The organism is Vibrio sp. FF266 (assembly GCF_041439695.1).
Lineage (GTDB): Bacteria > Pseudomonadota > Gammaproteobacteria > Enterobacterales > Vibrionaceae > Vibrio > Vibrio tasmaniensis_A.
Genome location: NZ_JBGOOO010000001.1, coordinates 267,081 through 292,966, shown reverse-complemented (window position 1 = coordinate 292,966; position 25,886 = coordinate 267,081). Strand labels below are relative to the sequence as shown.

The following is a 25,886-nucleotide window of genomic DNA, read 5'->3' as shown; positions in this document are numbered from 1 at the left end:
TAAATCTCGAATCAATCTCGAATCAATCTCGAATCAATCTCGAATCAATCTCGAATCAATCTCGAATCGTTTAGTACCCCATCAACTGCAGTAAATTCTCCGCTGTGCTGATCGCTTCTTTACGGTTAGCAATGTTTAGTTTTTGGTAAAGGTTACGGATGTGAGTCTTGATGGTGGTACCTGCGACATCGAGTTCTTGAGCGATCTGCTCGTTACTGAACCCTGAATAGATCAAACCAAGTACTTGCCATTCACGCTGGGTGAGTGGGCTTGTGCGCACAAGTTCAGGAATGTTTGGGTGATTGACTAAGTTTTCGACAAAGTCTTCATCAAAGTGAACCGAGCGGCTGCGTTGGGTGGTCGAGATATCTTTCATGATCTGTTGAGCGCGATGGCGTTCTAAGTCACCTAAGCCAGGCTTGTTACTCAACTTATCCAAGATATGTCCGATAGTCCCGCCGTCTACTAAGAAGTTGCCGACCATACCGGTTTGGTTAGTCATATGAAGCGCTTCTTCAAGTAGCACGCGTGCGCTGTCTTCATCGTTAATTTGTGTACGTAACACGGCTTCAACGATCAAGTTTCGGTTGGTGTCTGTAATCAGATGTGAACGCTGAGCTTCACTCTTAAGGAAAGTCAGCGCTTCTTCCGCTTCTTCATACTGCTCAAGAATGATGTGAGCGCGAACGATGTTTCTCCATTGCAGTTGGCAGAAGTGGTTGCTTGCCGATTCAGGTCGAACAGCCACATTCAACCAATCACGTATCGCCTCTTTATTGCCTTTTACTTGCCAAAAAAGAATCAAAGAAAGAGAAGCGTTCGCCGTCCAGTCCACGTGGTAAGTCGATTGACGCAATAGGTGCTGAATTTGGTCGATAAACTTAGATGCTTTATCAATTTCACCGCGACTCAGTGAAATACGAGCCAGCATTGAATAGCTGTGAAGGTGCTTACTTGGTGAATGGTGACCAAGGATATCCAAGCCTTTGTAACAGCACTCTTCCGCTTCATCTAATCGGTTCCAACACCAGAATATTTGAGCTCTAACACGCAGTAAGAATTCATGCAGAGGCACGTATTTTAGCTGGTGTTCTTCGATCAATTTGAACGCACTGTCTTGCAGCTCGAATGCCGCTTGAACGTAACCCTGTGCAATTAAGATCTCGCTCTGTTGTAGAATTGCCCAAAGCGCTTGGTGGTAAACTTGATACTGGCGTGCAAGTTTTTCTGTTTGCTGCATCATCGGCAGTGCACGGCTCAAGTTGCCCATTACGTGATTGACTTCACCAACAACAGACGTGGCGACAATTCGGCTACGATAAACGGTGGTGTTCAGCTGACTTAGCGAAAGCTCTGCCAATTCCAAGGCTTTTTCAGGTTCATTGCTGTTAATAGCAACTTGCGCGCGCAGGGCGTTGTATTGCCCTTGTTGTTGAGTATCGAGTTCAATATTTCGAGCTTGATATTGTGTTTCAGCCTCTTCCAATAATGTCCCTACTTGTTCGTAGCGGTGCTGACTTTGTGCTAGCCAAGCTCGTAACATGGACAGTTTAGGGTCGCTGTAAAGTTGATCCGTAGTCAGTTGCTTGATCGCCATCTCTAACGAGGAAAGCTCGCCTTGGTTGAACATCGGCCAACCGTGGTCTGTCAGTATTTGAATGATCAGTTCTGGGTCTTCAGCGCGCTGTGCATGGCGTAGTGCTTGGTGTGGTGTGTCTTGTTTAATCCACGCCTTCGCGGCACTTCGGTGCAACTCTGCTTCTTGTTGAGGGATTCGAGCTTGACGCTCATGTGCCAAAAATTCACCAAACAGGTTATGGAAACGATACCAGTTCTTTTCGCCTTCAAGCGGGTAGATGAATAAACCGAATCGATTTAATGATTCGATCATACCCAGTGCGTCTTCACGCTGCGTTAGCGCACAAACCAGTTCGTCGTTGAAGTGGTCAAGCACTGAACACTGCATCAAGAACTGTCGAGTTTCTTTGTCTAACAGGTCGAAAACCTCTTCAACCAAGTAGTCCCAAAGATGGGCTTGATTAAAGTGGGAGAAGGACTCAGCAGACTGCGCCAGCGTGCGTTTTTGATGTTGGGCTTGTAGCGCAATAAGTTGAAGTGCAGAAGGCCAACCCTCTACATAGGTACAAATACTGTCTGCCGTTGTGTCATCAATACCATCGGCAACACGCTGATTAAAAAAGCGCGTCGTCTCTTCGGTATCAAAAGCCAGCGAGTCATTACCTAATTCGATCATTAAGTCTCGAACGCGAAGGTTTGCCGTACCTAGGGGTGGTGTACCACGACTGGTTACAACTAGCGTGAGATTGTCGGGCATGTGTTTGAGGAAAAAGCGCATTGCTTCTTGAATGTCATCATTGTTGACTAAATGGTAGTCGTCTAAAACAAGAAAACATTCATGATGATAGTCCGACATCTCGGCGAATACTTCGCTCAATAAAGAATGCAGCGATGAAAACTGTCGTTTCTCTGCCAGTTTTTGGGCATTGGGACAGGAATTTTGAGTCGCTTTATTGAGTGATTGGAGTAGGTAGTTGATAAAACGGAAGGCATCGTTGTCACTATCATCGATGCTGTACCAACCCACATTCGGCTTATCTAACAGCCACTGTGCAGCCATGGTGGTCTTGCCATAGCCCGCAGGAGAACGGAACAATACAAGCTTATAGCAATCTGCGTTCTGGAGCAGATCGAGAACCCTAGGTCGTAGGATTGCATTATGTAAGCGGCCGGGACGAGTCAGTTTCGAAGGGATCCACATATCGAAGTTTTTCACCTATTCCGTGGCGTATGTTTTGGGGATTCTAAAACCGTAAAAGAGTTGCCCAATCACATCTGCCTAATTACTTAAGTCTGTGCTTATGTTACGTGAAGAAAAATGGCACCGACTATGATTCTCCTCAGAAACCTTGCGGTCTTGCATGTTTTTGGCTTTCTACGCCCTTAATTTGAGACTTCGCTCACGTTGCGTGATGGTTTGTGAATGTGACTTTGTTCGGTCTTACACTGAGATTTATGTAAAAGATGAGATATGGAAAATAATTTCGTGATCTCAAACTCAGATTTGCTAATCAGTTTATTCCGGTTAAATAAAACTCACATCAATTAACGTTAAGTTATCGAACGGGAGCTTGTGATCTTAGTCACTCCAACTTTTTGTTCGAAGTTAGAACATGAGAGTCAGATCACTAACCTTACATCGGTACGCCCCCTACGCCCTCTCATCTACTCCTAGTTAGTCGTATTAACGGGAGGATGTTTAGTTAATGGTGACCATGCACGATATGTCACAGATGAATTAGAACTATTAAAAGCGAGATTTCTGAAATGAAACCAACTCAGCAAAAAACTTTCGATAAAGTGTCGTTCCAAGAAAGCGTTAAAAAGCATTTATCTGCAACTTACGCAACAACGATTGAAAACGCAGATAGCCGCGCATGGTACCTAGCAATGGGGCGTGCGCTAGCAGAATTGACAACATTTGATCTGCTAGAAACTGAAAATGATGAAAAAATCAAAAACGCGAAGAGCGTTAACTACCTTTCATTAGAGTTTTTGATTGGTCGTCTAACAGGTAACAACCTGATCAGCATGGGTCTGTACGAACAGATTACTCATGCAATGGAAGAGCTAGGCCAAAACCTAACTGACCTTCTAGAAGAAGAACGCGACCCATCGCTAGGTAATGGTGGTCTTGGTCGTCTTGCTGCTTGTTTTATGGATTCTTGTGCTGCACAAGAGTACCCAACAGTAGGCTACGGTCTTCACTACGAATACGGCCTATTCAAACAGTCTTTCCAAGATGGTCGTCAACAAGAAGCACCAGACGCATGGCGTGGTGTTGAAGGTTACCCATGGGAAGTCGCTCGTCCAGAGCTAGCACAACACATTGGTTTTTACGGTCATGTAGAAGTTGAATTCATCGACGGTAAAGAAGTTCGTACTTGGGTTCCAGGTATGGAAGTAAAAGCAATGCCTTGGGATCTACCAATCGTAGGTTACGAGTCAAACACGGTTTACCCATTGCGTCTTTGGGAATGTCAGGCAATTGCACCATTCTCACTAGCAAGCTTTAACAACGGTGATTACTTCGAAGCGCAACACTCGCTAATCGATGCAGGTAACATCACTAAAGTACTTTACCCGAACGACAACCACGAAAAAGGTAAGACACTGCGTCTAATGCAGCAGTACTTCCACTCAGCAGCGTCAGTTCGCGATATTCTACGCCGTCACGAAGCAGCAGGTTTCTCTCTAGAAGATCTGCCTAAGCAAGAAACAATTCAGCTTAACGATACGCACCCAACGATTGCGATTCCTGAGCTAATGCGCATCCTGATCGACGAGAAAGGTCTATCTTGGGATCAAGCATGGGAAATCAGTGCACATACGTTCGCTTACACGAACCACACACTACTTCCAGAAGCGCTAGAGACTTGGTCTGAATCGCTGATCAACCGTCTTCTTCCACGTCACATGGAAATCATTTTTGAAATCAACCACCGCTTCATGCAAGAAGTTCGCAAGATGTGGCCTGGTGACGGTGAGAAACAAGCGAAGCTTTCTATCATCCAAGAAGGTTTTCACCGCATGGTTCGCATGGCAAACCTATGTGTGATTGGTTCTTACAAAGTAAATGGTGTAGCGGCACTTCACTCTCAACTTGTTAAGAAAGACTTGTTCCCTGAGTTCAACGAAATCTTCCCAGGTAAACTGACTAACGTAACGAACGGCATCACGCCACGTCGTTGGTTGAAGTTCTGTAACCCAGGTCTATCTAATCTAATCACAGGTAAGATTGGCTCTGAGTGGCCAGCAAAACTTGAGCAGCTAGAAGGCATCGCTAAGTTTGCAACAGACGCGAAATTCCAAAAAGAATTTATGGCTGTTAAGAAAGAAAACAAACAGCGTCTTGCGGATTGGGTTCAAGAGAATATGGGTATCGAGCTAGATACTAACGCTATCTTCGACGTTCAAATTAAGCGTCTGCACGAATACAAGCGTCAGCACCTAGATTTGCTACACATTCTGTCTCTGTACCACCGTATTCTTAACGAACCTGGTTTCGAGTGTGAGCCACGCGTATGTTTCTTCGCAGCGAAAGCAGCACCGGGTTACCACCTAGCAAAAGAAATCATCTTCGCGGTTAACAAGATTGCAGAGAAGATCAACAACGATCCTCGCATCGGTAACAAGCTGAAAGTGGTATTCATTCCTGACTACCGTGTAAGCATGGCTGAAATCATCATCCCTGCGGCAGACGTTTCTCAGCAAATCTCATTAGCTGGTAAAGAAGCTTCAGGTACGGGCAACATGAAGATGGCTCTAAACGGCGCTCTAACTATCGGTACTATGGATGGTGCAAACGTTGAGATTCGTGAAGAAGTTGGTGATGAAAACATCTACATCTTCGGCCTAGAAGTTGACGGTGTTGTTGCACTGAAAGCTCAGGGTTACAACCCATACGATTACTACAATGCAGACCCACTATTGAAAGCATCTCTAGATCTACTGACTGGCGATGAGTTCACTCCAGGTCAACCCGGTCTTCTACGTGCAACGTTTGATAGCCTACTAGACGGTGGTGACCCTTACCTATGTCTTGCTGACTTCGCATCTTATGTGAAAGCGCACGAAGACATGGGTACGCAATACAAAGACCAAGCAGGCTGGGCTAAGAAAGCGATTCTTAACACGGCATTGGTTGGTAAGTTCACATCAGACCGCTCAATTCGCGACTACGTGAACAACATCTGGAAACTTGAAGCGGTTAACCGTTAATAGTTGCAAAGTAGCCAAGGCAGTTTCTGCCTTGGCTCAATTAGCTTGTGAGCAAATAGACGGCTTATTCAGATAGCAATGCTTACAAACTGATTGTCACAAGCTAATTGATTAGTAAAAATTAAATAGACAACCCTACAAAAATTGAAAGCGTCAGAACGTTTTCGGAGAGAGCGATGAAAGAACAGACCGTATTAAAACAAGTCGCAGAAATGGCAAATATTGCCGATAGTTACGTTAGTGCGTGGGGCGATGAAGCACAAGTATCAGAAGAGACGATTACGTCTCTATTGGCTTCATTGGGCTACGATACAAGCAGCGATGATGCACTGCTTAAATCTGCAGAAAGAAAGCACAGAAAAGATGTACTAGACCCGGTTCTTGTCTTGCGTGACGGTGAGCCAGTAGAAGTGACACTCAATCTGGGTGTGAGTGCTCGTGAAAGTGAGTTCAGCTGGCGCTTAGAAACCGAGCAAGGAGAGGTACTTGAAGGCTATCTTCAATCTCAAGTCGTTCGTGACGAGCGTGCCGAGGGTGGCCCTTTAGTGTTTGCATTGCCAAGTGATTTGGCATGGGGTTATCACAAGCTCATTGTGAGTCGTAAGCGCCGTAAGAAACCTTACGAGATGACGCTGATTATTACGCCAAAAGCGTGCTTCAAACAGTCACCCATTGAGCAAGGCAAAAAGCTTTGGGGACCAAGTGTTCAACTGTACACGCTAAGAACTCAGCACAACTGGGGTATTGGTGATTTCGGTGACCTAAAACAGCTTGTTTCGGATATCGCGTCTCGCGGTGGTGACTTTGTTGGTCTAAACCCAATTCACTCACTGTTCCCTGCAAACCCGGAAGGTGCGAGCCCATACAGCCCGTCTTCACGTCGTTGGTTGAACGTCTTATACATTGATGTGAGTTCAGTTCCTGAGTTCGCATTAAGCGCGGAAGCGCAACAAACGGTAGGCAGCGCCGAGTTCCAGCAGCGCCTACAGAAAGCTCGTGAAGCGCACTGGGTGAATTACACTGAAGTGTCTGAGCTGAAGATGAGCATCTTACCTCTGCTATTCGCAGAATTTAAGACTCGTCATCTAGACAAAAACAGCGACCGCGCACAAGCGTTCTTAGCGTTCGTTGAAGAGGGCGGTGAAAGCCTGATGCATCAAGCGGCGTTTGATGCTCTGCACGGTGAACTGCATGCTGAAGATTCAGGTATGTGGGGCTGGCCTGTATTCCCAGAGAAATTCCGTACATTTGAAAGCCCTGCGACCCAGAAATACATCAAAGATAACCTAGATCAAGTGCATCTCTATATGTACCTACAATGGTTAGCCGATTGCCAAATCAACGATGCACAGTCTCTTGCTGAAGAGAAAGGCATGGCGGTTGGACTGTACCGTGACTTAGCGGTAGGCGTTGCAGATTCAGGCAGCGAGACATGGGCTGATGAAGGCAACCTAGTGATGGATGCGAGCATTGGTGCTCCACCGGATATTCTTGGTCCTCTAGGCCAAAACTGGGGCTTACCGCCACTAAACCCAGAAGTACTTCAAGAAACCGGCTACGACGCTTACATCAAACTACTTCGTGCCAACATGAAGCACTGTGGTGCATTGCGTATTGACCATGTTTTAGGTCTGCTGCGTTTGTGGTGGATTCCAAAGGGTGAGAACGCAACGAAAGGTGCGTACATCTACTACCCAGTGCAAGACATGCTGTCTATTCTGGCGCTTGAATCTCACCGTTACCAATGCAGCGTTATCGGTGAAGATTTAGGGACGGTACCGGATGAAATCGTAGACATCCTTGCTGATGCTGGCGTGCATTCTTACAAAGTCTTCTTCTTCGAAACATCAGAAAATGACGGTGGTTTTATTTCTCCGAAGCACTACGCGTCACAATCGATGGCAGCACTGTGTACTCACGATATGCCAACGCTTCGCGGCTTCTGGCACTGTGATGACTTGAAAATGGGTCAAGAGATTGGTTTATACCCAGACGCACAACAGCTAGAAACTTTGTTCGATAACCGCTTGGAGTGCAAGCAAGGTATCTTAGACTCAGTGGCATGGCACGGCTTCCTACCAGAAGGTGTTGGGCGTGATGCAAGTCAAGTACCGATGGATTCTTATCTTGCTGAAGCGCTTCAGTTGCACGTTGCGGCTGGTGGCTCAACACTCCTGAGTGTTCAGTTGGAAGATTGGCTAGAGATGGATAAGCCCGTTAACATCCCTGGTACGGTCGATGAGTACCCTAACTGGCGTCGTAAACTATCAATGAACTTGGACGAAATCTTCGCTCATGAAGGCGTGAATCGTATCGCCTCTAAGCTAACTGACGTACGAGAAAAAGCAGCTAAATAATGGAATCGAGTGGCTTGAAAAGAGGTGTTTTTTTGCTTACGCCGTACGAAACTACAACCTCGGTCACTCAATATTGAATGCTCATCTGGTAGAATAAACCGTCGTTATATTGCCCGCACTAATAGCGGGCATTTTTGTATTATGTTTTTTGGATGTTTGGTTAGGGAGAAGCGTTTTGGAACTAAGTTCGATTTCAAAGCAAAAACAAATATATACCCAACTATCACAGGCTTGCTTCACAGACCCATTTGCGTTTTTAGGGCCATACTTACCTTCTGAACAAGGTTCATTACGAGTGTGGATTCCTGGGGCAGATAAAGTCGAGTTGATTGTTGGAAAGGAACCTCGTATTAAGTTAGCGCGAGAGGGTGAAAGTGGTTTCATTCTTAAGCAAGAAAGAGACTTACGTTTTACTCACTACAAGCTTGCGGTTGATTGGAATGGAGTAGAGCAGATCATCGATGATCCATACCAATACCATGATCTGTACGCGAGTTATGAGGATCTTCATACACCTAAAGATATGTATCATCACATGGGAGCTCAGTTTATTACGCTAGAGCGTGATGGACAGACGATTTCAGGCACGCGTTTCTTGGTGTACGCACCTCATGCAACAGCGGCTAGCTTGGTGGGTAACTTCAACGCTTGGGATGGTCGTCGCCACCCAATGCAGCGTCTAGATTATGGTATGTGGGGCTTATTTATTCCTGATCTGGAAGAAGGCGCACAATACAAGTTTGAATTAAAAGGACCCGATGGCGAAGGCTTGCCACATAAAGCTGACCCATGGGGTTTCTACTCTGAGCAGTACCCATCATTTTCATCTGTGACTTACGATCACGCTCGCTACCAGTGGCAAGATTCTCAATGGCAGAATCGCCCAGTGACGCAAAAGCGCAAAGAAGCCCTTTCATTCTATGAATTGCATGCCGGCTCTTGGAAGCGCAATGCTGAAGGTGAATTCCTAAACTACCGTGAGCTAGCGGCAGAGCTAATCCCATATCTAACGGATTTGGGTTACACGCATGTAGAGTTGATGCCGGTTTCAGAGCATCCGTTTTACGGTTCTTGGGGCTATCAGCCAATAGGCTTGTTCGCACCAACGAGTCGTTTTGGGTCTCCTGATGACTTCAAATTCTTCGTCGATCAATGTCACCAAGCTGGTTTAGGTGTTGTTCTGGATTGGGTTCCAGCACACTTCCCTAGTGATGATCACGGCTTAGCCAATTTTGATGGAACACCTTTGTTCCATGATCCAGATCCACGTCGCGGTTGGCACCAAGATTGGAATTCGTACATTTATGATTTAGGCAAAGAGCATGTGCGCCGTTTCTTGGTTGCAAACGCACTGTACTGGTTTGAACAATTCCATATCGACGGTATTCGTGTTGATGCGGTTGCTTCGATGTTGTACCTCGATTATTCGCGTAGCCATGATCAATGGATTCCGAACGCAGACGGAGGCAACGAAAACTACGATGCTATCGCAACCCTTAAGTGGATGAACGAAGAAGTTTACAAGCACTTCCCTAATGCGATGACGATTGCTGAAGAATCGACGGCTTTCCCTGGTGTTTCAGCCCCAACCTTTATGGGTGGCTTAGGCTTCGGATTTAAGTGGAACATGGGTTGGATGCACGATAGCTTGTCTTACATTCAAGAAGATCCAATCAACCGTAAATATCACCACGATACGATTACCTTCCCGTTGGTTTATGCTCACAGCGAAAACTACGTATTGTCTCTGTCTCACGATGAGGTGGTTTACGGTAAAGGCTCTATCCACAACAAGATGCCGGGTGATGAGTGGCAGCAAACGGCTAACCTACGCGCTTACATGGGTTACATGTATGCACAACCGGGTAAAAAGCTGAACTTCATGGGCGCTGAATTCGGTCAAACGGCTGAATGGAATCATGATGATCAACTGCAGTGGTTCTTGTTGGAATATGAACGCCACCAAGGTGTTCAACGCTTAACGAAAGATTTGAACAATCTATACCGCTCTGAGGCGGCAATGCACGATCTTGATTTCGACCCGAAAGGTTTTGAATGGCGTCTACAAGATTCTGCTGAAGCAAGTATCTTAGCTCATGAACGTATTAGTGAGTCGGGTGAACGCGTGTTGGTTGTTTCTAACTTTACGCCCGTTCCTCATGAGCGTTTCCGCTTAGGTGTTCCAGCCCAAGGCCAGTACTCGCTATTGCTGAATACTGACTCGGCTGATTACGCAGGCAGCGGTTTTGAAGTGAAGCAGGTTGCTGAGGTTGAATCAATAGCAAGCGAAGGTTTGGAGACGTCGATTGAGCTGCGTTTACCACCACTTTCAACGGTGTTTTACAAATTAAACTAATAATAATCACAGTAAGTCAGTGATCACAAAGACGACAAAGGGAGCCCTGAGGCTCCCTTTTTTGTTTTGATTTTCACTCTAAAACGGCTTGAATTTCGTTAAGTAGAACATCAAGCAGCACGTTATATAAGCGTCGCTTTCAATGAAAAACCTAAAATGGATACCAGAATAATTGTGGTTCTAAAACACGTTTTACGATCGCTAACACAACGATAAAGGCGATAACCATTAGCCAAACATAATCGATACGTTTCAAAGGCGCATAGCTATACCAAGTCCGTGACTTATGTCTGCCAAAACCTCGTAACGTCATTGCGTTTGAAATCTCGTCTGCACGGTCTAAGCTAGAAAAAATGAGCGGACCTAGAACCTTAGCAACGTTTTTGATGCGAGTGAGTAAAGGTGCTTTCTTCGATAGTTCAACGCCACGAGCCTGTTGCGCGTGCATGATATTGATGAAGTCTTTTTTAACTTCAGGTAAATAACGCAGTGTTAAGCTGACCGCGTAGGCGATTTTGTATGGAACGCCAATACGGTTGAGGCTTGCTGCAAACTCGGTCGGGTGCGTGGTAAAGACGAATATTAACGCTATCGGGAACATACTCATGTATTTGAGCGTGACAGTGATTAAATAAAACAGAGTCTCTTGGCTCAACGAGTAGTTACCCGGCAGTGTCAGCAATAGGGTCTCGCTGCCGATGAGCTCTGTACCTTGCTGTGGAGCAAGCAGATACATGAACAAAGCATTTAGGCTTAATACACTCACCGTTCCCAATAACAAAGGCTTATAAATGCGCACAGGCACATTGGTGAGCTTTAGAAGAAATAAACCAGTCACAATAAGCAACGCAATCAATCTCAGGTCGAACGTAGTTAAAACCACAGTGACCCAAGCGAGAAAAAGTACAAATTTAGTGATGCCGTTCAGTGCGTGTAACGGTGATTTAGTATCAATGTAATTGATGCCAAATTTTACTTTTGATGCATTCATAGCGAGCTTCTCTCGTCGTCGATGAAGTACTGCATAAAAGCGTTGGTGTCGTCGATTTTCATCATAGTCGCAAGTTCATAAATGCTGGTGGTGCAAAGGTTCGCACGTTCTAAAAGCGATGGCTGACTAAACACTTCCGTCATGGCTGCATTAGCAATTAACTTACTGTCTGCGATTACGATCGAACGTGTGGTGTATTCTAGAACCAAGTGCATGTCGTGTGAGATGATCACAACAGTAATGCCCAAATCTCGGTTAAGCTTTTGGATGAATGCCAGCATCGATGTGTAGTTACGGTAGTCTTGGCCTGCTGTTGGCTCATCTAAGATGAGGAGTTCAGGCTCCAACACTAAGATAGACGCGATCGTTACACGCTTTTTCTGACCATAGCTCAGAGCTTCAATGGGCCAGTGGCGGAACTTACTTAACCCGCAAAGCTCAAGAACGTTCTCTACTTTTTCTGTGACCAGCTGTTCTGCCATACCGCGGTTACGAAGACCAAAAGCAATCTCATCAAAAATCATATGATGTGAGATCATATGATTCGGGTTTTGCATCACCACACCGACTTTCTGGCTTCTTTCAAAGATGGAAAGTTCAGATAAGTCTTGACCATTTAGATAGGAAGAACCTGAATCAGCATCTATCACACCCATGATGAGTTTGGTGATAGTGGATTTACCCGAACCGTTCTTGCCCAAAATCGAGACAAACTCACCCTTACCAATTTTGAAACTCACATCTTCGAGTGCATTTTTTTCGCCGTCGTAAGAATAAGTTAAGCCATGAACTTCGAGCAAAGGCTGGTACTGTTTCTCTGCTACCGGTGCCGGGCGCTCAGCAAACCAAGCTTGAACTGCTGGGCGGAATCTTTTGTAATCCAAAGCTTTGAGGTTTGAAAGTTTATCTTCGTTAGTCAGAGGGGCTTTCGCTGCTTTAAGTGCAGATAAGTAGAGAGGTTCACGAATACCGTGCGTATCAAGTAACTTGGACGCTAAGAGGTCATCCGGAGTCATATCCGCGACTATTTCACCGCGCTCCATTAAGATCACACGATCGATATCGCGATGCAGAACATCCTCAAGGCGATGCTCGATAATCACGATAGTCTTGTTGGTTTCTTTATGAAGTTGGTCGATGATCTCAATCGTTGCTTTGCCCGTTTTAGGGTCAAGGCTTGCTAGAGGCTCATCGAACAGCAAGATATCGACATCATCGACTAAAATACCCGCTAACGATACTCGTTGCTTTTGACCACCTGAAAGGTCATGAGGAGAGCGCTCAAGCATATCCGCTAGGTCGACCATTTTTGCAGTCGATTTAACTAACGGGTACATATCAATGTTCGACATCAACTGGTTTTCTAATGCGAACGCGATATCTTCACCGATACTTAACCCCACAAATTGGCTGTCAGTATCTTGTAATACTGTGCCGACTTGCTCGGTATAGTCGTGCATTGAAAACTCAGAGACATTCTTGCCGTTGATCTCTAAAGAACCAGATACCTCACCTTTAATTGCATGAGGTATCAGACCATTGAGACACTGACCTAGCGTAGATTTACCACTACCACTTGGTCCAATAATGACGATTTTCTCTCCTTTCTCTATCCTTAGATTGATATTTTTTAGCGTCGGTTTATCCAGCGACTCATATCTAAAAGAGAAGTTCGAAAATGCTATAGTCATTAGCGTTTATGCCTCGGTCAGGTTACGGCTTTGTTTGTTACGTTTAGCGACTGATTTTAGGATCAGGAAGCCTACCACTGCGATAAGAATAGTGTTGCCCGCAGCGATGATAGACAGTTGAGTGAAGACTTTAGTAAACGGTTCTGCGTATAGGATGGTATCTAGGAACGCAGAGCTACCATAACCCACAACGTTACCCGCAAGGGCAAGAACCACGAACAGTGCAAAATCTTTCATTGGTAGTTCACCTTGTTGAAGGCGATTCTTAGTCATCATTGGGAATAAGCCGATAACCATACCGACAATACCTGAGCCTAATACCCAAGTTAACCATACCCCCCAACCTGCGAACAAATCCGTTACCCAGTGACCGATAAAGCCAACCAAGAAGCCAACAATAGGGCCAAACAAAACAGAAAACAGTGCTAGGACTGCCATTGCTGGTTTCAATGTCGTGTTAGCAAACACTGGGACACCAAACATAGGTAAACCACCAATGCCGTACAGTGCCGCGCCAATAGCAATAACGACGACTGTTTTAGCTGAAAAGTTCATAGATAACCTCGAATACTGAAAATAAAGCATAATATTCGCCATTATTAATATGCGTCTCAATGAGAACGTTTTTTGGGCAAATATAAAAAATAAGGCGCGCATTATACAGTAGAACCCTTCCATAAGGGAAGGTAAGTGTCTAGATGTCTAAAATTCCATCTAGACGCATTAATATCATGTAAAAAACGCAATTTTACGGTTAATCAAGCAACAAAAAAGCCAGAACGAGTCTGGCTTTTTGATTCATATTAACAATGTGTTAAGCGGGGGTGTCGTATATCTACGACCGTTTAGTGGTCTAGATACGGTTAGTGGTCTAGATATAGATAGTTTTGCCAACTCTTCATGCGAATAAGCACTTTACGCATGATAGATACGTGAGTGAAGCTGTCAGAATAAACGGCCACTTCCACGGCAGTACCCATAGGCAAATGGTACTCAGACAGATCATCAGTGATGGTCAGCTTAACAAATACACGGCCGCTAGTACGCAGTGCGTCAGTACCTAGAAGTGTGCCTCGAGCTTGAAATTGGCTTTCACCAATGGCTGGGATGACTTCATCAATGCGTCCTTTAAATACTTTTCCTGGTAGTGCTCTAAATAGAAACTCAGCTTCGTAGCCAGGTTGCAGGCGTTGTAGTGAGTTTTGTCTAAAGGCTGCGGTATAGAATTGCGCCTCAGTGTGAACAAAGGTCATCACCGGCGCTAATGGTAGTGGTACAGCCATTACACCAGGACGAAGAGCGAGTTGAGTTACGTAGCCATCGGTTGGTGCTCTTACTACCGTTTGGTCAAGATTGAATTCAGCTTTACGTAAATCAGCAAGTAAGCCTGCAACCGCTGTATTCTCACCGCCAATCTCAGAGTTAAGTGCGATCTGAGCTTGTTGTTGGTTTGCTTCGGCTACTTTCACTGCAGCTTCTGCGGCTTTGTATGCCTGTCGACGAGTATCGAGTTGTTGCTCTGTAAATGCGCCACTTTCGAAGCCTCGCTTGTATCGAGAGAATTCACGTTGTGCTTTGTCTCTTTCTGCAATGGCTTTTATTTTGGCAGCTTCAGCTTCTCCAACTTGCGACTCTAGACCTAAGGCTCCTTGACTCGCTTCTTTTACTTTGGCTTGCAGCTTAGCAACTTCAGCTTCAAAAGGAATCGGGTCTATTTTGAAAAGGATATCCCCTTGCTTGAGAGGCTTATTTGCTTCAACCGGAACCTCGATGACTTTGCCTCGAACCCCTGAAACAATCGGTGTCGTTGAGTAAACTTGATTACCGATTTGTGTGAAAGGGTGGTTGTAGTTCATCAATAGAATCAAAGTACCGATGAGGACAACACCACCCAGTACGGCAGTGGGGACAGTCCATTTGTTTAGTGGGATTTTGAATACTTTGAAAATCGTAATACAAAGCGCCGCGTAGGTCATTATCAGCAGTAAATCCATTACTTAGCCTCCTGATCTTGAACGTTGTTTGTCTGTTTCTCTGTGCTGTTTTGCTCAGTGCCCGCTTGCTTTAACTGTGCGATTTCGTTCTGAAGTGCACTCACTTGGTCGATGAGAGTGTCGACTCGGTGATGAATATCATGTTGTTCTTCTTCAAGCTTAGCGAAGCCCCAGCCACGATCTTTGCGCCACAACGTAGCCCAAATCCAAAGGAACGGCCAAATAGTGTGTAAAGTGAATAGGCTAACCCAGCCTGAGACATGAATAGCATCTTGATGAGGGTGATTACGTTCTTTCGCAATTTCATAAGGAATATCGTGAATAACGATGATGCCGTAAAAGATAACTAATGCTACGAAAATCAGTAGACCGAGTGCAAAGTAGTCTAAAAACATAACAGATCCTTGTAATGTTAGATGTTAGTTACAAATATACTACGCTATCATCCAAGTAATTGTTATAAAAATGATTTACCAATCTGAAAATAATATGTTGCTGCTAATAATGAGAATAAAATCATTGATGGATCTTATAAAATCCAATTGAACTTGAATAGGTTATTTCGGATTTCTTGCTGACAAGATGACAGTTCTGATTCAAACGATGCGCATAGCCATAATCATAGCCATAACAACAATAAATAAAGGATAAATGCGGATGTATATAGGTGAATTAGCGGCCATTGGCGCTGCGATGGTGTGGGCATGTGCGACATGGATCTATGGGCAATTTGGACATCGCTTCTCTGCGATGCAGTTGAACATTGTTAAGGGGGTTGTAGCCTCTGGCATGATGCTGTTGGTCATGCCGTTAATACCGATGCCTGAATTCGAATTGAGTGCTAACCATTTTGGGATCTTGGCGATCTCGGGAGTCATTGGTATCGCAGTTGGTGACAGTGCTTATTTTGCGGCATTAAAAAGAATTGGCGCCAATAAGACCTTGTTGCTGGAATCTCTGGCTCCACCTCTTTCTGGTGTTTTGGCATTAATGTTTCTTGGCGCGGCACTCACTTTGCAAAGTTGGCTCGGTGTTGTGATAACAACCTTAGCGGTGACCTTTGTGGTCTTTCCGCCGTCGAAATCAGCGAACGGTAATGATATTTCTAATGACAAAGCACAGTGGGTTGGCATTGGATATGGGCTTATGGCAAGTGTTTGTCAGGCGTCGGGTGTGGTGATCTCCCATTACGCATTGGTGGCGGGTGACATTCCACCATTGTTAGGTGCTTTGATTCGCCTGACGATTGGCGTGTTTGCCGTAATGCTGATTATCCCTTTCGTTGAAAAGAAGCCGTACTCGTCGATAAAAAGAGATTTATGGGCAATGACCAAGCTCGATAAACTTTGGTTATTAGGGGCAATCTTTGTCGGGACGTTTCTCGCTCTATGGCTTCAGCAAGTGGCGTTGAAAAATGCTAACCCTGCGATTGCTCAAACATTAATAGCGACCAGCCCGGTCTTTATTTTGGTGATTTATGCGATTAGAGGAGAGAAGGTGTCAAAGCAAAGTATCATCGGGACTCTGGCCGCATTAGGTGGAATCTCTTTGTTCTTTTATCAATAAGAGGCTGGCTTAGCTACAGAGCTACAGAGCTACAGAGCTACAGAGCTACAGACCCACAGACAGACGTGTTACTACTCTGTACACACTTGATTACGGCCGTTGGCTTTAGCTCGGTATAGGGCTTTGTCTGCACGATAGAAGGTACGCTGAGTATTTTCTCCATCGCGATGCAAAGTGATACCGATACTAACGGTTAAACCGCGCTCGCCGAGTATTTCATGCCACCCAAATTGGAAGATACGCTCTCGATAATTTTCAGAGTGCATTTCTGCTTTCGCAAGGTCAGTATTCTCAAGGATGACGAGGAACTCTTCTCCGCCAAACCTGACACATGACGCGCCTCTAAACTTAAAGTATGAACGCAGTTCTTGAGAAACGCTGACGATCGCTTTATCACCCACTAAGTGGCTCAGTTCATCATTGATTGACTTAAAGTGGTCGATATCGATAACCATTAATGCGAAAGGCGTTTCGTGTAGCAGTAGATCTTTCAGTTTCACATCTAACCAGCGACGGTTGTGTAACCCGGTCAGTGGATCGGTGAAAACATCTTGTTGTAGCTGAGCAACTGTATTTTTATGTTGCTCTGTTGTCTCTTTAAGCTCTTTGTTCTCTTGTTCGGAGAGAATGAGTTTAAGTTGTAATTCAAACCGTGATAGACGGCGCAGTTGGCTTGCACCGAGTTCGCTGATCGGGATCTGTTTCATCAGATCCGTTTCAATTCGGTAGCCTTTCTTCTCGTAGCTCAGCGCTTCTTCAAAACGACCTTGATTCAAACACACATCACTTAGAGAATCATAGAAGCGCTTCGCAAGCACTGGTGACGAGTCGGGCTTCACACGTTTGTGGGTGCTCGACAAGATCATACTTGCATAGTCTTGCTTTCCGATCGCACTCAAGCAATGTGCTAACTCTAGACGAGTCATGGTAGCGAGCCAACTTGCTTGAGTACTGTTGGCTGGATATTGAATCTTTGACAGGCAACGTAGCGCTTCATGGTGCTTTTTCTTAGCACGGAGCACTTTTGCTTGATACAACAATATTTGAGCTGTGAGTAGCTTATCACTCACTAAAATGCTCAGTTCTTCGCATTCGTTCAGTAAGTCGCTGGCCGCCGTTATTCGGTTGAGCAGTAGCAGACTTGCTACCATATAAAGCTTGAATTTCAAACGAAGTGATCGACTGCTTATCGCGTGATCTATGCTATTGATTTTTTGGTAGTAGCGAAGAGCTCTGCTGTGGTCTCCGTAAGCGTCACACAGGTTCCCCATACCTAAGATAGCCATTACATATTCATCGATATGTCCGTGCTCAACGGCGATTGTCGATGAGCTGACGAATTCATTCAGTGCCGACGTGTAATCACCAATTTCAACCAAGCGATTACTTAAGCTGGTCTTTACAGTAAGAATATCTTCTATATCTGTAGGAAGGTGGAGTAGGTCGAGTGCCAGTTTTAATTCATCAATACTGGTTTGATTTTGTTGTAACTCGGCGCGGTACTCAGAGCTGATGATGTAACAGTGTGCTTGTTCTGTTTGTGTCGTCGAAACGTGTTGGCGAATATGATTCCAGAATATGATCGCCTCTTCACCCGATACCGATGAAGGATCTAGACCTGCATCTGTAATCTTGCTTAATAGGGTTTCCATCATTCTGTTACCTCAGCATCGTCTTCTTCTAGTTGTTCAAGAGTGAACGGGAACGTCAAAATATCGTTGAGGCTGACGGTCGGTCTCGAACCTTTTAATCCTTTTCTGTGCCATGGATAGATATCTAGCATGGTGGTCAGAGTTTTGAAGATCTGGTCAGCAGCTTCGTCTTTTTCGGAAAGCATAAGAGCCACACGTTCCGAACTTAGCCTTGCAATGAAGTCGTTCTGATTACACAAGGTATGTGCTATCTCGGTACAGACATCTAAGTAATCGGTATCGATGTGATGGAACATGATGATGCAGTGATTAGAGCGTTTAAGCTCCGTCTTAAATAGTACCAGTTTTTCCCACCAGAAGGTTTCGGAAACGACATAAGAGAGGTGCTTTTCCGGGTCGTGTTCGTGTTGACCTCGAATGCGGTTAATTAGCTTACGAGCTCTCTGTTCAAGCTGGCGTTTTGAACTGCGCGCTTTGTCTAAACCGACACGATTTGTTTGTTCTTTAAGCATGCCGGTAGAATATTGACGATACTTCTTAAAAGCGATCAATGCGGCTTCAAAATCTTGATTTTCTTCTGCGACTAAAGACTGTTGATAACAAATTTGGCTAAGCAGTTCGCCATTATCGAATTCGTTTGCTGACTCTTCTGCCAGCCTTAGCAACTCGGCGGCTTGTTCTGGCCTCTTTCTTAAGAGCTCCAGTCTAGCTCGACTGATGTAGGAATGCGCTTTCATCCATACAAGGTTGTGCTCTACTGCTAGCTTGTGCGCTTTGGCTGTGGCTCGTTCTGCATCATCCAAACGTTCAAGGCCAAGTAGGGCAAGGCCTCGAAAATCCCATACTTCAGCGTGCCAAGTATTATCTTTATATTCTTTTAGTGCTTCTTCTGCACCGTCGAGCACCGATAGCATTTCAACATAGTTGTTGAGCAGGTAGTAATCCCATGCGAGAAGTATTCTTGCTTTGCCTTCTAACCAACCAATGCGGCTGTTATTCGCTACTTTTACAGCGAGCTGGTGGGTAGAGCGTGCAAGTTTATATTCGTGAGTCATTCGCCAAATGTTGCCAAGGCCAATGAGGCATTCAATTTGAATCTCCACTTCATCAACCAGTGCAGATTGTTCTAATGCATTGATCCAGAACTGTTGGGCGGAGTAATACTTGGCTTGTCCCCAGAATTGGAGAGCGTGTAAGTGGAGAATTTCAGGGAGAAAATGATCGGTATCTAATCGGCTTTGGCGTTTGTAGGCTTCCTTGATGTATTTTAAACCTTTCTGGTAATCCATAAGGTTCCAACAACATCTCGCCATTAACATGAATGACTGGATAGCGCCCTCTTCAAACAGAACTTGCTCTGATCTGACTAGGCATTGTTGTGCAATCTCTAGGATCACCAATGGCTCAGAATCAACGCGAGTTTTGAGTTGTTCTAGTTCGGTTTCAAGAAGGTACTGATTTTTGTCCAAGGCTTAGATCCATAATTATCGAACATATTGATAACACAATCATTATAGGAGTGTGATTGATGATAAGCATCAATTATCTCTCGCTGAGCATAAAGGGGACACGTATCTTTTCCAATTTTGGGTGTTATCTCATGCTTTTGCTTTGAAATCAATGAGTTCTAGAGTGCTTGTCTAGATGGTAAATTTCTATGAAAGCAATTGCTTAAGAGTTAATGGCTGCTCTGTCACACCTAAGCGTTGTGCTGCCGTCAACCCTTGCTTATCTTGGTAGCACAGATTGTGCCAAGATCTAAATATGTCGAGTAATGGAAGAATGCCCCCAGGACGAAGTTTACGTCTTGGCTCATTGATGAAGCTATCAAATAACAACTGAAAACGTTGTTGATAGAACTTTGTTTGCTGAATTGAAGCTGTATTAAGCCACTGTTTTGGTTCTGGATTATTACCCGTTAGGTAGCAGATACCTTTTTGACTGTCACCTTGACTCGCGATAGCCCAACGATCGCGCCACCAACTCATATGAACGATGTCGATCTTTTCAAAATTTTGGTCATCTTGCCAACCTGAGTCTTCCTCTACATACATAAGGTCAACATTTTGACTCTGAATACGCGGCAAGCAAACGCTTAGAGCGGCAGATCTTAGTAATGGATCTTGTGGCATATAGATCGTGACATGCTTATTCTCGTCACACATATCAAGCACGTGTAGGAAGTGAGCATAGGAAGTATAAGGCGGTCGAATTAGCGCGCCTTTCGAAGGGTAACTGAATGTCGTAAGGTTCCCCATTGGGTCCTCTACATTGCCTCTCGCAAGAATTACTTGATATTGCTGCTCAATGCGCTCTTTCAGTTTGTCAGACGGCTGAGGAAGTTCGAGATTCGCTTCTGAAGAGTGCTCTTTAGATACAAAGCGTGCAACGTCATCATAAGGGTTGTGATCAGCACTTCCAGATGGTTCTTCATTTTGAGAGTAATTTACGTGTTGGCAAAGGATGTAGCCAGAGTGTGCCTCGCCAGTCGCTATCCATACCACACCATTGTTGCTTTTCGGTTGCAGGCGTTGGTAGTGAGAAGCGAATTCGTAATCTTTAGCATGGTTGACCCAACGAGCATCGATCATCGCTAACTTGCGACGACAGCGACTGGCGATATGGTCAACATGATCATAGAAAGTCTTTGGATTGATCTCTAACTTTCTACAAATTTCACGTACTGAATACCCCATGAACAATAAGCCCATGAGGTTCTCTTGAAACTGAAGTTTTTTGTTGGATCCTGACCACTTATCAACGAAGGTTGATTGGCAGTCTTTGCATCTGTAACGCTGCCTATCGCCACTGTAGCCGAAGGCATGATAAAGATGTTTGTGGGTATGAACCGATAAGCCAAAGTTATCGCAATCATCATTACGACAAGCAGGGAGCCCGTCGCTGTGAAGTTGTCTTAGGCGATGAAGTTCGCTTAACACTTCACGATTGTTAAGTAAGGGGGGGAAAGCTCCACATTCACGACAAACCATCGCTGGACGCTTAGGGTTTGCGTGTTGCAAAACATACCGTTTTGCATCGCTCAAGCCAAAGTTGTCACACGCCAATGTTTTACAAAAGTTGAGTTGCAAACCATCCGCATCTTTTGGCAGCTTGTCGTTAGACACGATCTCCCCCTCGGGATTATTTGAGCAGCCAAGTGAGCTTGGCTGCGGGGTAACGCTTTTCAATGTATCTTATCAATTCGTTAGATGTTGATTGCAGTCTCTAGAGCAACTTTCATCATGTCGTTGAAAGATTTTTGACGATCTTCAGAGCTTAGTTTCTCACCACGGATGATGTGGTCAGATACTGTTAAGATAGTTAGGGCTTTAGCACCAAGATCCGCAGCAACACCGTAGATACCAGCTGCTTCCATATCAACACCAAGGATGCCTAGCTTTTCCATTTTTTCGAAAAGGTCAGCTTCTGGAGTGTAGAAAAGGTCTGCAGAGAATACGTTACCAACTTTAACTGGAACTTCTTGTGCACGTGCTTGGTTTACGGCTTCTTCTAGAAGACCGAAATCAGCGATTGCCGCGAAGTCATGGTTGTTGAAACGAATGCGGTTTACTTTTGAGTCAGTCGATGCACCCATACCGATAACAACGTCCATTAGTTTAACGTCATCACGTACCGCACCACAGCTACCTACGCGAATAACGTTCTTTACGCCGTACTCAGCAATTAGCTCATGTACATAGATGCAGCACGATGGAATACCCATACCGTGGCCCATTACAGAAACTTTCTTACCTTTGTAAGTGCCTGTGTAACCAAACATGTTGCGAACGTCACAAACTTGCTTCACGTCATCAAGGAATGTTTCTGCAATGTATTTTGCGCGAAGCGGGTCGCCTGGCATAAGTACAGTTTCTGCGAAATCACCAGCTTGAGCATTAATATGAGGTGTAGCCATGGTCGTTCTCCAAAGTTTTAACGGTAATTATAGGAACAGGGTTTTATTAATTACCGATTCTGTTGAATTGAATTCGTTTTGTTGAGGCAATATTAGCGAGTTAAAACGAGGATCCGTGAGATGTTTGTCACAAATTTGCTCTACCTTTAAAGTATTATTCATATAGATAACCAAATATGTTGAAAGTTTAGAGGCAATCGATTTTGTGTGGTTAAATTACGCTATGTCCAGAAGAAAAACGACAAATAAAAGCCTGTTGCATATCAGCTTGGAGCAACAATACGTTGTCGCGACGTTTGATCAGCGATAATCTAAACTTTGATAAAAAGACAAACCAAGGAATTGTATGTCGTATTGCGCTAACTCGACGCCTTTGCACTCAATGAGAACACAGATACGTAAGGTAGCTTTACCTCTAGTGAGGGTCTCCTTGTTTGTGGCAGCGATGGCTTCGTCGTGTGTGTCTGCTGCAACTTTTGAGTTGCCGCCAACTGAAAGTCGTATTGTCGGAAGAATACAGCAGCATGAAGTGGCAGCGGGCGAAACGTTGGCCATCATTGCTAAGCAATACGATATTGGTTTTCTCTCTTTAATGGCGGCAAACAAAGGCGTTGATCCTTTTCTTCCTGCTGAAGGTTATGTGTTAAGTATTCCTAGTCGTCTGATTCTGCCGGATACGCCGAGAAAAGGCATTGTGATTAACCTTGCCGAGTTAAGGTTGTACTTCTTTGAACCTGAGAAAAATCAGGTGCACGTATTTCCTGTTGGCATCGGTCGAGTGGGGCGAGATACCCCAGAGATGATCACTAAGATAAGCCAAAAAAGACCCAATCCGACTTGGACGCCTCCAAACTCAATTCGTAAAGAGTATCTAGAGAAAGGGATTGAGCTACCAAAAGTGGTTCCTGCTGGGCCGGAAAACCCTCTGGGCGAGTATGCATTACGACTTGCTTATGGTGCAGGTGATTATCTGATACACGGCACCAATAAAGACTTTGGGATAGGCTTGCGAGTCAGCTCCGGCTGTATCCGTATGGAACCTAAAGATATTGAGTGGCTTTTTGAACAGGTTAGTCGTGGTGAGCAAGTCACAATAATCGATGAGCCTATCAAAGTGTCTTTAGAGCCAGATAGAAGCGTGTTTGTTGAAGCTCACGAACCATTGACGCGAAGCGACGGCTCTAAGAAATTATTGCAAATCCCCGTTGAATTAAAATGGTGGCTTGAAGATGCAGATCTACCAAATTCAAAAGCGAAAGCGGTGATATTTGCTCAAAATGGCGTGCCTGTTGAGATAGCACCACCTGTGATTGAGTTCTAATTTGATTGCCTCTTCTGTAATAAGGGGCGTTTATCTTTGTTTACTCGAATTAGTAACGCCCAAAAAAAGCACCACATCCGTTAAGAGGTGGTGCTGTCTATTTACTGCATTTTGCGACTGATTTAATCTACAGCTTAATCGCACTGAGCTCTCAAACTATTTAGTGTAAGACTCTGCGATGTTGTCGATACGGTCGTTAGCACGATCCGCTTCTTCTTTTGCTGCCATAGCGGCTGCAGCTGCTTCTTGAGCTTTCATTTCAGCTGCCGCTTTATCGCCTTTAAGTGCTTCAACTTCACTGGTTAGCTCAGCAACTTGGTTAGTCAATTGATCCATTTGTGACATTGCAGCTTCTTCTGGCTCAGAAGAACAACCAGCTAAAATGAAAACTGAGGCTGCAGCTGCGATTAACGTCTTATTCATAAGAACTCCTTGCTTATTTATCATCAAAAGATGCGCTATACATTCTTTATCATATAGTCGCTTCATTAATGATTGTAGCGACTAATTTTTTAACTGCAAAAACAATAACTAGAGAAATTACTAAATTTTTGAGGTAATTAGCTGAGCGTCACGTTATGTCTCGTTTATGAGATGAAGGGGTGAGAGCCGGTTTTGATGTGTTTTGGAGAGTTATTTCTTTACGATCAATGCATACAATGTGCTAGCAAACGAGAGATAAAGGGATAAATTTTCTGTGATCTCTATCCTTATAAAGTACTTTCGCGGTATCATGTCACGTTAAATTAATTTTATTCAATACCATCATGACTGGAGAGTCCTTTGCACTTTAAAGATTTAGGCTTAGATAACCGCTTACTGAAGAACTTAAAACATTACGACTTCAAGAAGGCGACAGAGATCCAATCAAAAGCGATCCCTGTTGCTATTGCTGGTAAGGATCTATTGGCTTCATCAAAAACGGGATCAGGAAAAACATTGGCGTTTGTGTTGCCAATGATTCATAAAGCATTAAAAACAAAAGCGTTTTCTGCTAAAGATCCTCGTGGTGTAATTTTGGCTCCTACTCGTGAGCTAGCAAAACAAGTTTATGGCGAGCTGCGTAGCATGCTTGGTGGTCTGTCTTACGAAGCGACACTTATTTTGGGTGGTGAAAACTTTAACGACCAAGTTAAGGCTCTGCGTAAGTACCCTCGCTTTATTGTTGCGACTCCAGGCCGTCTTGCGGATCACCTTGAGCACCGCTCACTGTTTTTAGATGGTGTTGAAACGCTGATCCTTGATGAAGCTGACCGGATGCTAGATTTAGGTTTCGCACCTGAATTGCGTCGTATCGCGAATGCAGCTAAACACCGTCGCCGTCAAACGTTGATGTTCTCTGCGACACTTGATCACGCGGAAGTGAACGACATTGCAAATGAAATGCTAGATTCGCCTAAACGCATCTCAGTGGGTGTTTCTAACGAACAGCACCTTGATATCACTCAGAAGTTTTACCTGTGTGACCATCTCGATCATAAAGAAGCAATTCTGGATCGTGTTATTGAAGAAGCTGAATACCGTCAGGTGATGATCTTCACGGCAACTCGTGCTGATACTGATCGCCTAACCGAGAAGTTAAACGAGAAGAAGCTTAAAGCGGTGGCATTGAGCGGTAACCTAAACCAAACGCAACGTAATGCAATCATGAGCCAGTTCGAGCGTGCGGTTTACAAGATCTTGGTAACAACAGACGTTGCTTCACGTGGTATCGATATTCCAAACGTAAGCCACGTTATCAACTTTGATATGCCTAAGCATACAGAAGAGTACGTGCACCGCGTCGGTCGTACTGGTCGTGCGGGTAACAAAGGTGATGCAATCTCTTTGGTTGGTCCAAAAGACTGGGATAGCTTTAAGCGTGTTGAGCTTTACCTTCAACAAGATCTTACTTTCTCTGTACTTGAAGGTCTAAAAGGTAAATTCAAAGGTATTAAGCCGCGTAAACCTGCTTTTGCTAAAGGCGGTCCTGCGAAGAAGAAAACCAACACTCAAGCTAAGAAAACGCCGAAAAAACCGGTTAAGCGCGATAAGAGCTTCCACAAGAATGTGGCAGTGGGTGATACAGTATTTATCCCTAAGAAGAAAGTTGCGCCAAAAACTGACGACGAGTAATCAACTCGCGTGAGCTAAAAGATTATGTTTATAAATACAGATCTTTATACAAACTAGCGTAAATAAAAACCGCCGATGAAGGGCGGTTTTTTTGTATCTGGTTTCTGCACCTGAGAGGTGTTGTCTCA

The 25,886-nt window shown here is 44.6% G+C and carries 17 protein-coding genes; 6 read left to right on the top strand and 11 right to left on the bottom strand.

Features of this window, described 5'->3' with window-relative positions:
- Positions 1-70: 70 nt before the first annotated feature.
- Positions 71-2,779: an HTH-type transcriptional regulator MalT gene (malT, locus tag ACED59_RS01255; RefSeq protein ID WP_029223176.1), complete on the bottom strand. Its 2,709-nt coding sequence runs from the start codon at positions 2,777-2,779 to the stop codon at positions 71-73.
- A gap of 566 nt (positions 2,780-3,345) precedes the next feature.
- On the opposite strand from malT, the gene ACED59_RS01250 reads away from it, so the two are divergent.
- From ACED59_RS01250 to glgB, 3 genes are all read left to right on the top strand, one after another.
- On the top strand, positions 3,346-5,799 hold the full coding sequence (locus ACED59_RS01250; RefSeq protein WP_009845842.1) for a glycogen/starch/alpha-glucan phosphorylase: 2,454 nt from the start codon (positions 3,346-3,348) through the stop codon (positions 5,797-5,799).
- Positions 5,800-5,975: 176 nt separating this feature from the next.
- A complete protein-coding gene (gene malQ, locus ACED59_RS01245; RefSeq protein ID WP_017096249.1) occupies positions 5,976-8,156 on the top strand; it encodes a 4-alpha-glucanotransferase in 2,181 nt (726 codons plus the stop codon).
- A 175-nt stretch (positions 8,157-8,331) separates the two neighbouring features.
- Positions 8,332-10,512, top strand: coding sequence for a 1,4-alpha-glucan branching protein GlgB (gene glgB / locus ACED59_RS01240; protein WP_017096248.1), 2,181 nt, complete (start codon positions 8,332-8,334; stop codon positions 10,510-10,512).
- 151 nt (positions 10,513-10,663) lie between these two features.
- Here glgB and ACED59_RS01235 read toward each other — a convergent pair whose 3' ends face one another.
- From ACED59_RS01235 to ACED59_RS01215, 5 genes are all read right to left on the bottom strand, one after another.
- Complete coding sequence (locus ACED59_RS01235; RefSeq protein WP_009845839.1) at positions 10,664-11,503, bottom strand: energy-coupling factor transporter transmembrane protein EcfT; 840 nt, start codon at positions 11,501-11,503, stop codon at positions 10,664-10,666.
- Positions 11,500-13,194, bottom strand: coding sequence for an ABC transporter ATP-binding protein (locus tag ACED59_RS01230; RefSeq protein ID WP_017096247.1), 1,695 nt, complete (start codon positions 13,192-13,194; stop codon positions 11,500-11,502). Before ACED59_RS01230 ends, ACED59_RS01235 begins: the two co-directional genes overlap by 4 nt.
- Positions 13,195-13,200: 6 nt before the next feature.
- The gene (locus tag ACED59_RS01225; protein WP_009845837.1) at positions 13,201-13,749 is read right to left on the bottom strand and encodes an ECF-type riboflavin transporter substrate-binding protein; all 549 of its coding nucleotides are present in this window, start codon (positions 13,747-13,749) and stop codon (positions 13,201-13,203) included.
- Positions 13,750-14,057: 308 nt separating this feature from the next.
- A complete protein-coding gene (locus ACED59_RS01220) occupies positions 14,058-15,188 on the bottom strand; it encodes an HlyD family secretion protein (protein WP_017096246.1) in 1,131 nt (376 codons plus the stop codon).
- On the bottom strand, positions 15,188-15,583 hold the full coding sequence (locus ACED59_RS01215; RefSeq protein ID WP_009845835.1) for a DUF3302 domain-containing protein: 396 nt from the start codon (positions 15,581-15,583) through the stop codon (positions 15,188-15,190). Before ACED59_RS01215 ends, ACED59_RS01220 begins: the two co-directional genes overlap by 1 nt.
- Before the next feature lie 262 nt (positions 15,584-15,845).
- On the opposite strand from ACED59_RS01215, the gene ACED59_RS01210 reads away from it, so the two are divergent.
- Positions 15,846-16,754, top strand: coding sequence for a DMT family transporter (locus ACED59_RS01210; RefSeq protein ID WP_029223714.1), 909 nt, complete (start codon positions 15,846-15,848; stop codon positions 16,752-16,754).
- A gap of 71 nt (positions 16,755-16,825) precedes the next feature.
- Here ACED59_RS01210 and ACED59_RS01205 read toward each other — a convergent pair whose 3' ends face one another.
- The 4 genes from ACED59_RS01205 to deoD all read right to left on the bottom strand — a co-directional run bounded on the left by ACED59_RS01205 (position 16,826) and on the right by deoD (position 22,322).
- Positions 16,826-18,406, bottom strand: coding sequence for a GGDEF domain-containing protein (locus ACED59_RS01205; RefSeq protein ID WP_029223713.1), 1,581 nt, complete (start codon positions 18,404-18,406; stop codon positions 16,826-16,828).
- Positions 18,406-19,875 (bottom strand): hypothetical protein, encoded by a 1,470-nt coding sequence (locus tag ACED59_RS01200; RefSeq protein ID WP_009845832.1) that lies wholly within the window; start codon positions 19,873-19,875, stop codon positions 18,406-18,408. Before ACED59_RS01200 ends, ACED59_RS01205 begins: the two co-directional genes overlap by 1 nt.
- A 186-nt stretch (positions 19,876-20,061) precedes the next feature.
- On the bottom strand, positions 20,062-21,531 hold the full coding sequence (locus tag ACED59_RS01195; protein ID WP_009845831.1) for a transposase: 1,470 nt from the start codon (positions 21,529-21,531) through the stop codon (positions 20,062-20,064).
- 80 nt (positions 21,532-21,611) lie between these two features.
- Positions 21,612-22,322 (bottom strand): purine-nucleoside phosphorylase, encoded by a 711-nt coding sequence (deoD, locus tag ACED59_RS01190; protein WP_004732072.1) that lies wholly within the window; start codon positions 22,320-22,322, stop codon positions 21,612-21,614.
- Between the two features lie 346 nt (positions 22,323-22,668).
- Between deoD and ACED59_RS01185 the strand changes: the two genes are divergently transcribed.
- The gene (locus tag ACED59_RS01185; protein WP_017096243.1) at positions 22,669-23,643 is read left to right on the top strand and encodes a L,D-transpeptidase family protein; all 975 of its coding nucleotides are present in this window, start codon (positions 22,669-22,671) and stop codon (positions 23,641-23,643) included.
- Between the two features lie 156 nt (positions 23,644-23,799).
- Here the strand turns inward: ACED59_RS01185 and ACED59_RS01180 are convergent, their stop codons facing one another.
- Positions 23,800-24,066 carry an Lpp/OprI family alanine-zipper lipoprotein gene (locus tag ACED59_RS01180; protein WP_009845829.1) on the bottom strand — a complete coding sequence of 89 codons (267 nt, stop codon included), beginning with the start codon at positions 24,064-24,066 and terminating at the stop codon, positions 23,800-23,802.
- A gap of 360 nt (positions 24,067-24,426) precedes the next feature.
- Here ACED59_RS01180 and ACED59_RS01175 point away from each other — a divergent pair, with 360 nt between their 5' ends.
- Complete coding sequence (locus ACED59_RS01175) at positions 24,427-25,758, top strand: DEAD/DEAH box helicase (protein WP_009845828.1); 1,332 nt, start codon at positions 24,427-24,429, stop codon at positions 25,756-25,758.
- The last annotated feature ends 128 nt before the right edge of the window (positions 25,759-25,886 follow it).

Coding starts and splice junctions, on each gene's coding strand:
- malT (WP_029223176.1), bottom strand. CDS start 2,779: ATGTGGATCCCTTCGAAACTGACTCGTCCCGGCCGCTTACATAATGCA.
- ACED59_RS01250 (WP_009845842.1), top strand. CDS start 3,346: ATGAAACCAACTCAGCAAAAAACTTTCGATAAAGTGTCGTTCCAAGAA.
- malQ (WP_017096249.1), top strand. CDS start 5,976: ATGAAAGAACAGACCGTATTAAAACAAGTCGCAGAAATGGCAAATATT.
- ACED59_RS01235 (WP_009845839.1), bottom strand. CDS start 11,503: ATGAATGCATCAAAAGTAAAATTTGGCATCAATTACATTGATACTAAA.
- ACED59_RS01230 (WP_017096247.1), bottom strand. CDS start 13,194: ATGACTATAGCATTTTCGAACTTCTCTTTTAGATATGAGTCGCTGGAT.
- ACED59_RS01225 (WP_009845837.1), bottom strand. CDS start 13,749: ATGAACTTTTCAGCTAAAACAGTCGTCGTTATTGCTATTGGCGCGGCA.
- ACED59_RS01220 (WP_017096246.1), bottom strand. CDS start 15,188: ATGGATTTACTGCTGATAATGACCTACGCGGCGCTTTGTATTACGATT.
- ACED59_RS01215 (WP_009845835.1), bottom strand. CDS start 15,583: ATGTTTTTAGACTACTTTGCACTCGGTCTACTGATTTTCGTAGCATTA.
- ACED59_RS01210 (WP_029223714.1), top strand. CDS start 15,846: ATGTATATAGGTGAATTAGCGGCCATTGGCGCTGCGATGGTGTGGGCA.
- ACED59_RS01205 (WP_029223713.1), bottom strand. CDS start 18,406: ATGGAAACCCTATTAAGCAAGATTACAGATGCAGGTCTAGATCCTTCA.
- deoD (WP_004732072.1), bottom strand. CDS start 22,322: ATGGCTACACCTCATATTAATGCTCAAGCTGGTGATTTCGCAGAAACT.
- ACED59_RS01185 (WP_017096243.1), top strand. CDS start 22,669: ATGTCGTATTGCGCTAACTCGACGCCTTTGCACTCAATGAGAACACAG.
- ACED59_RS01180 (WP_009845829.1), bottom strand. CDS start 24,066: ATGAATAAGACGTTAATCGCAGCTGCAGCCTCAGTTTTCATTTTAGCT.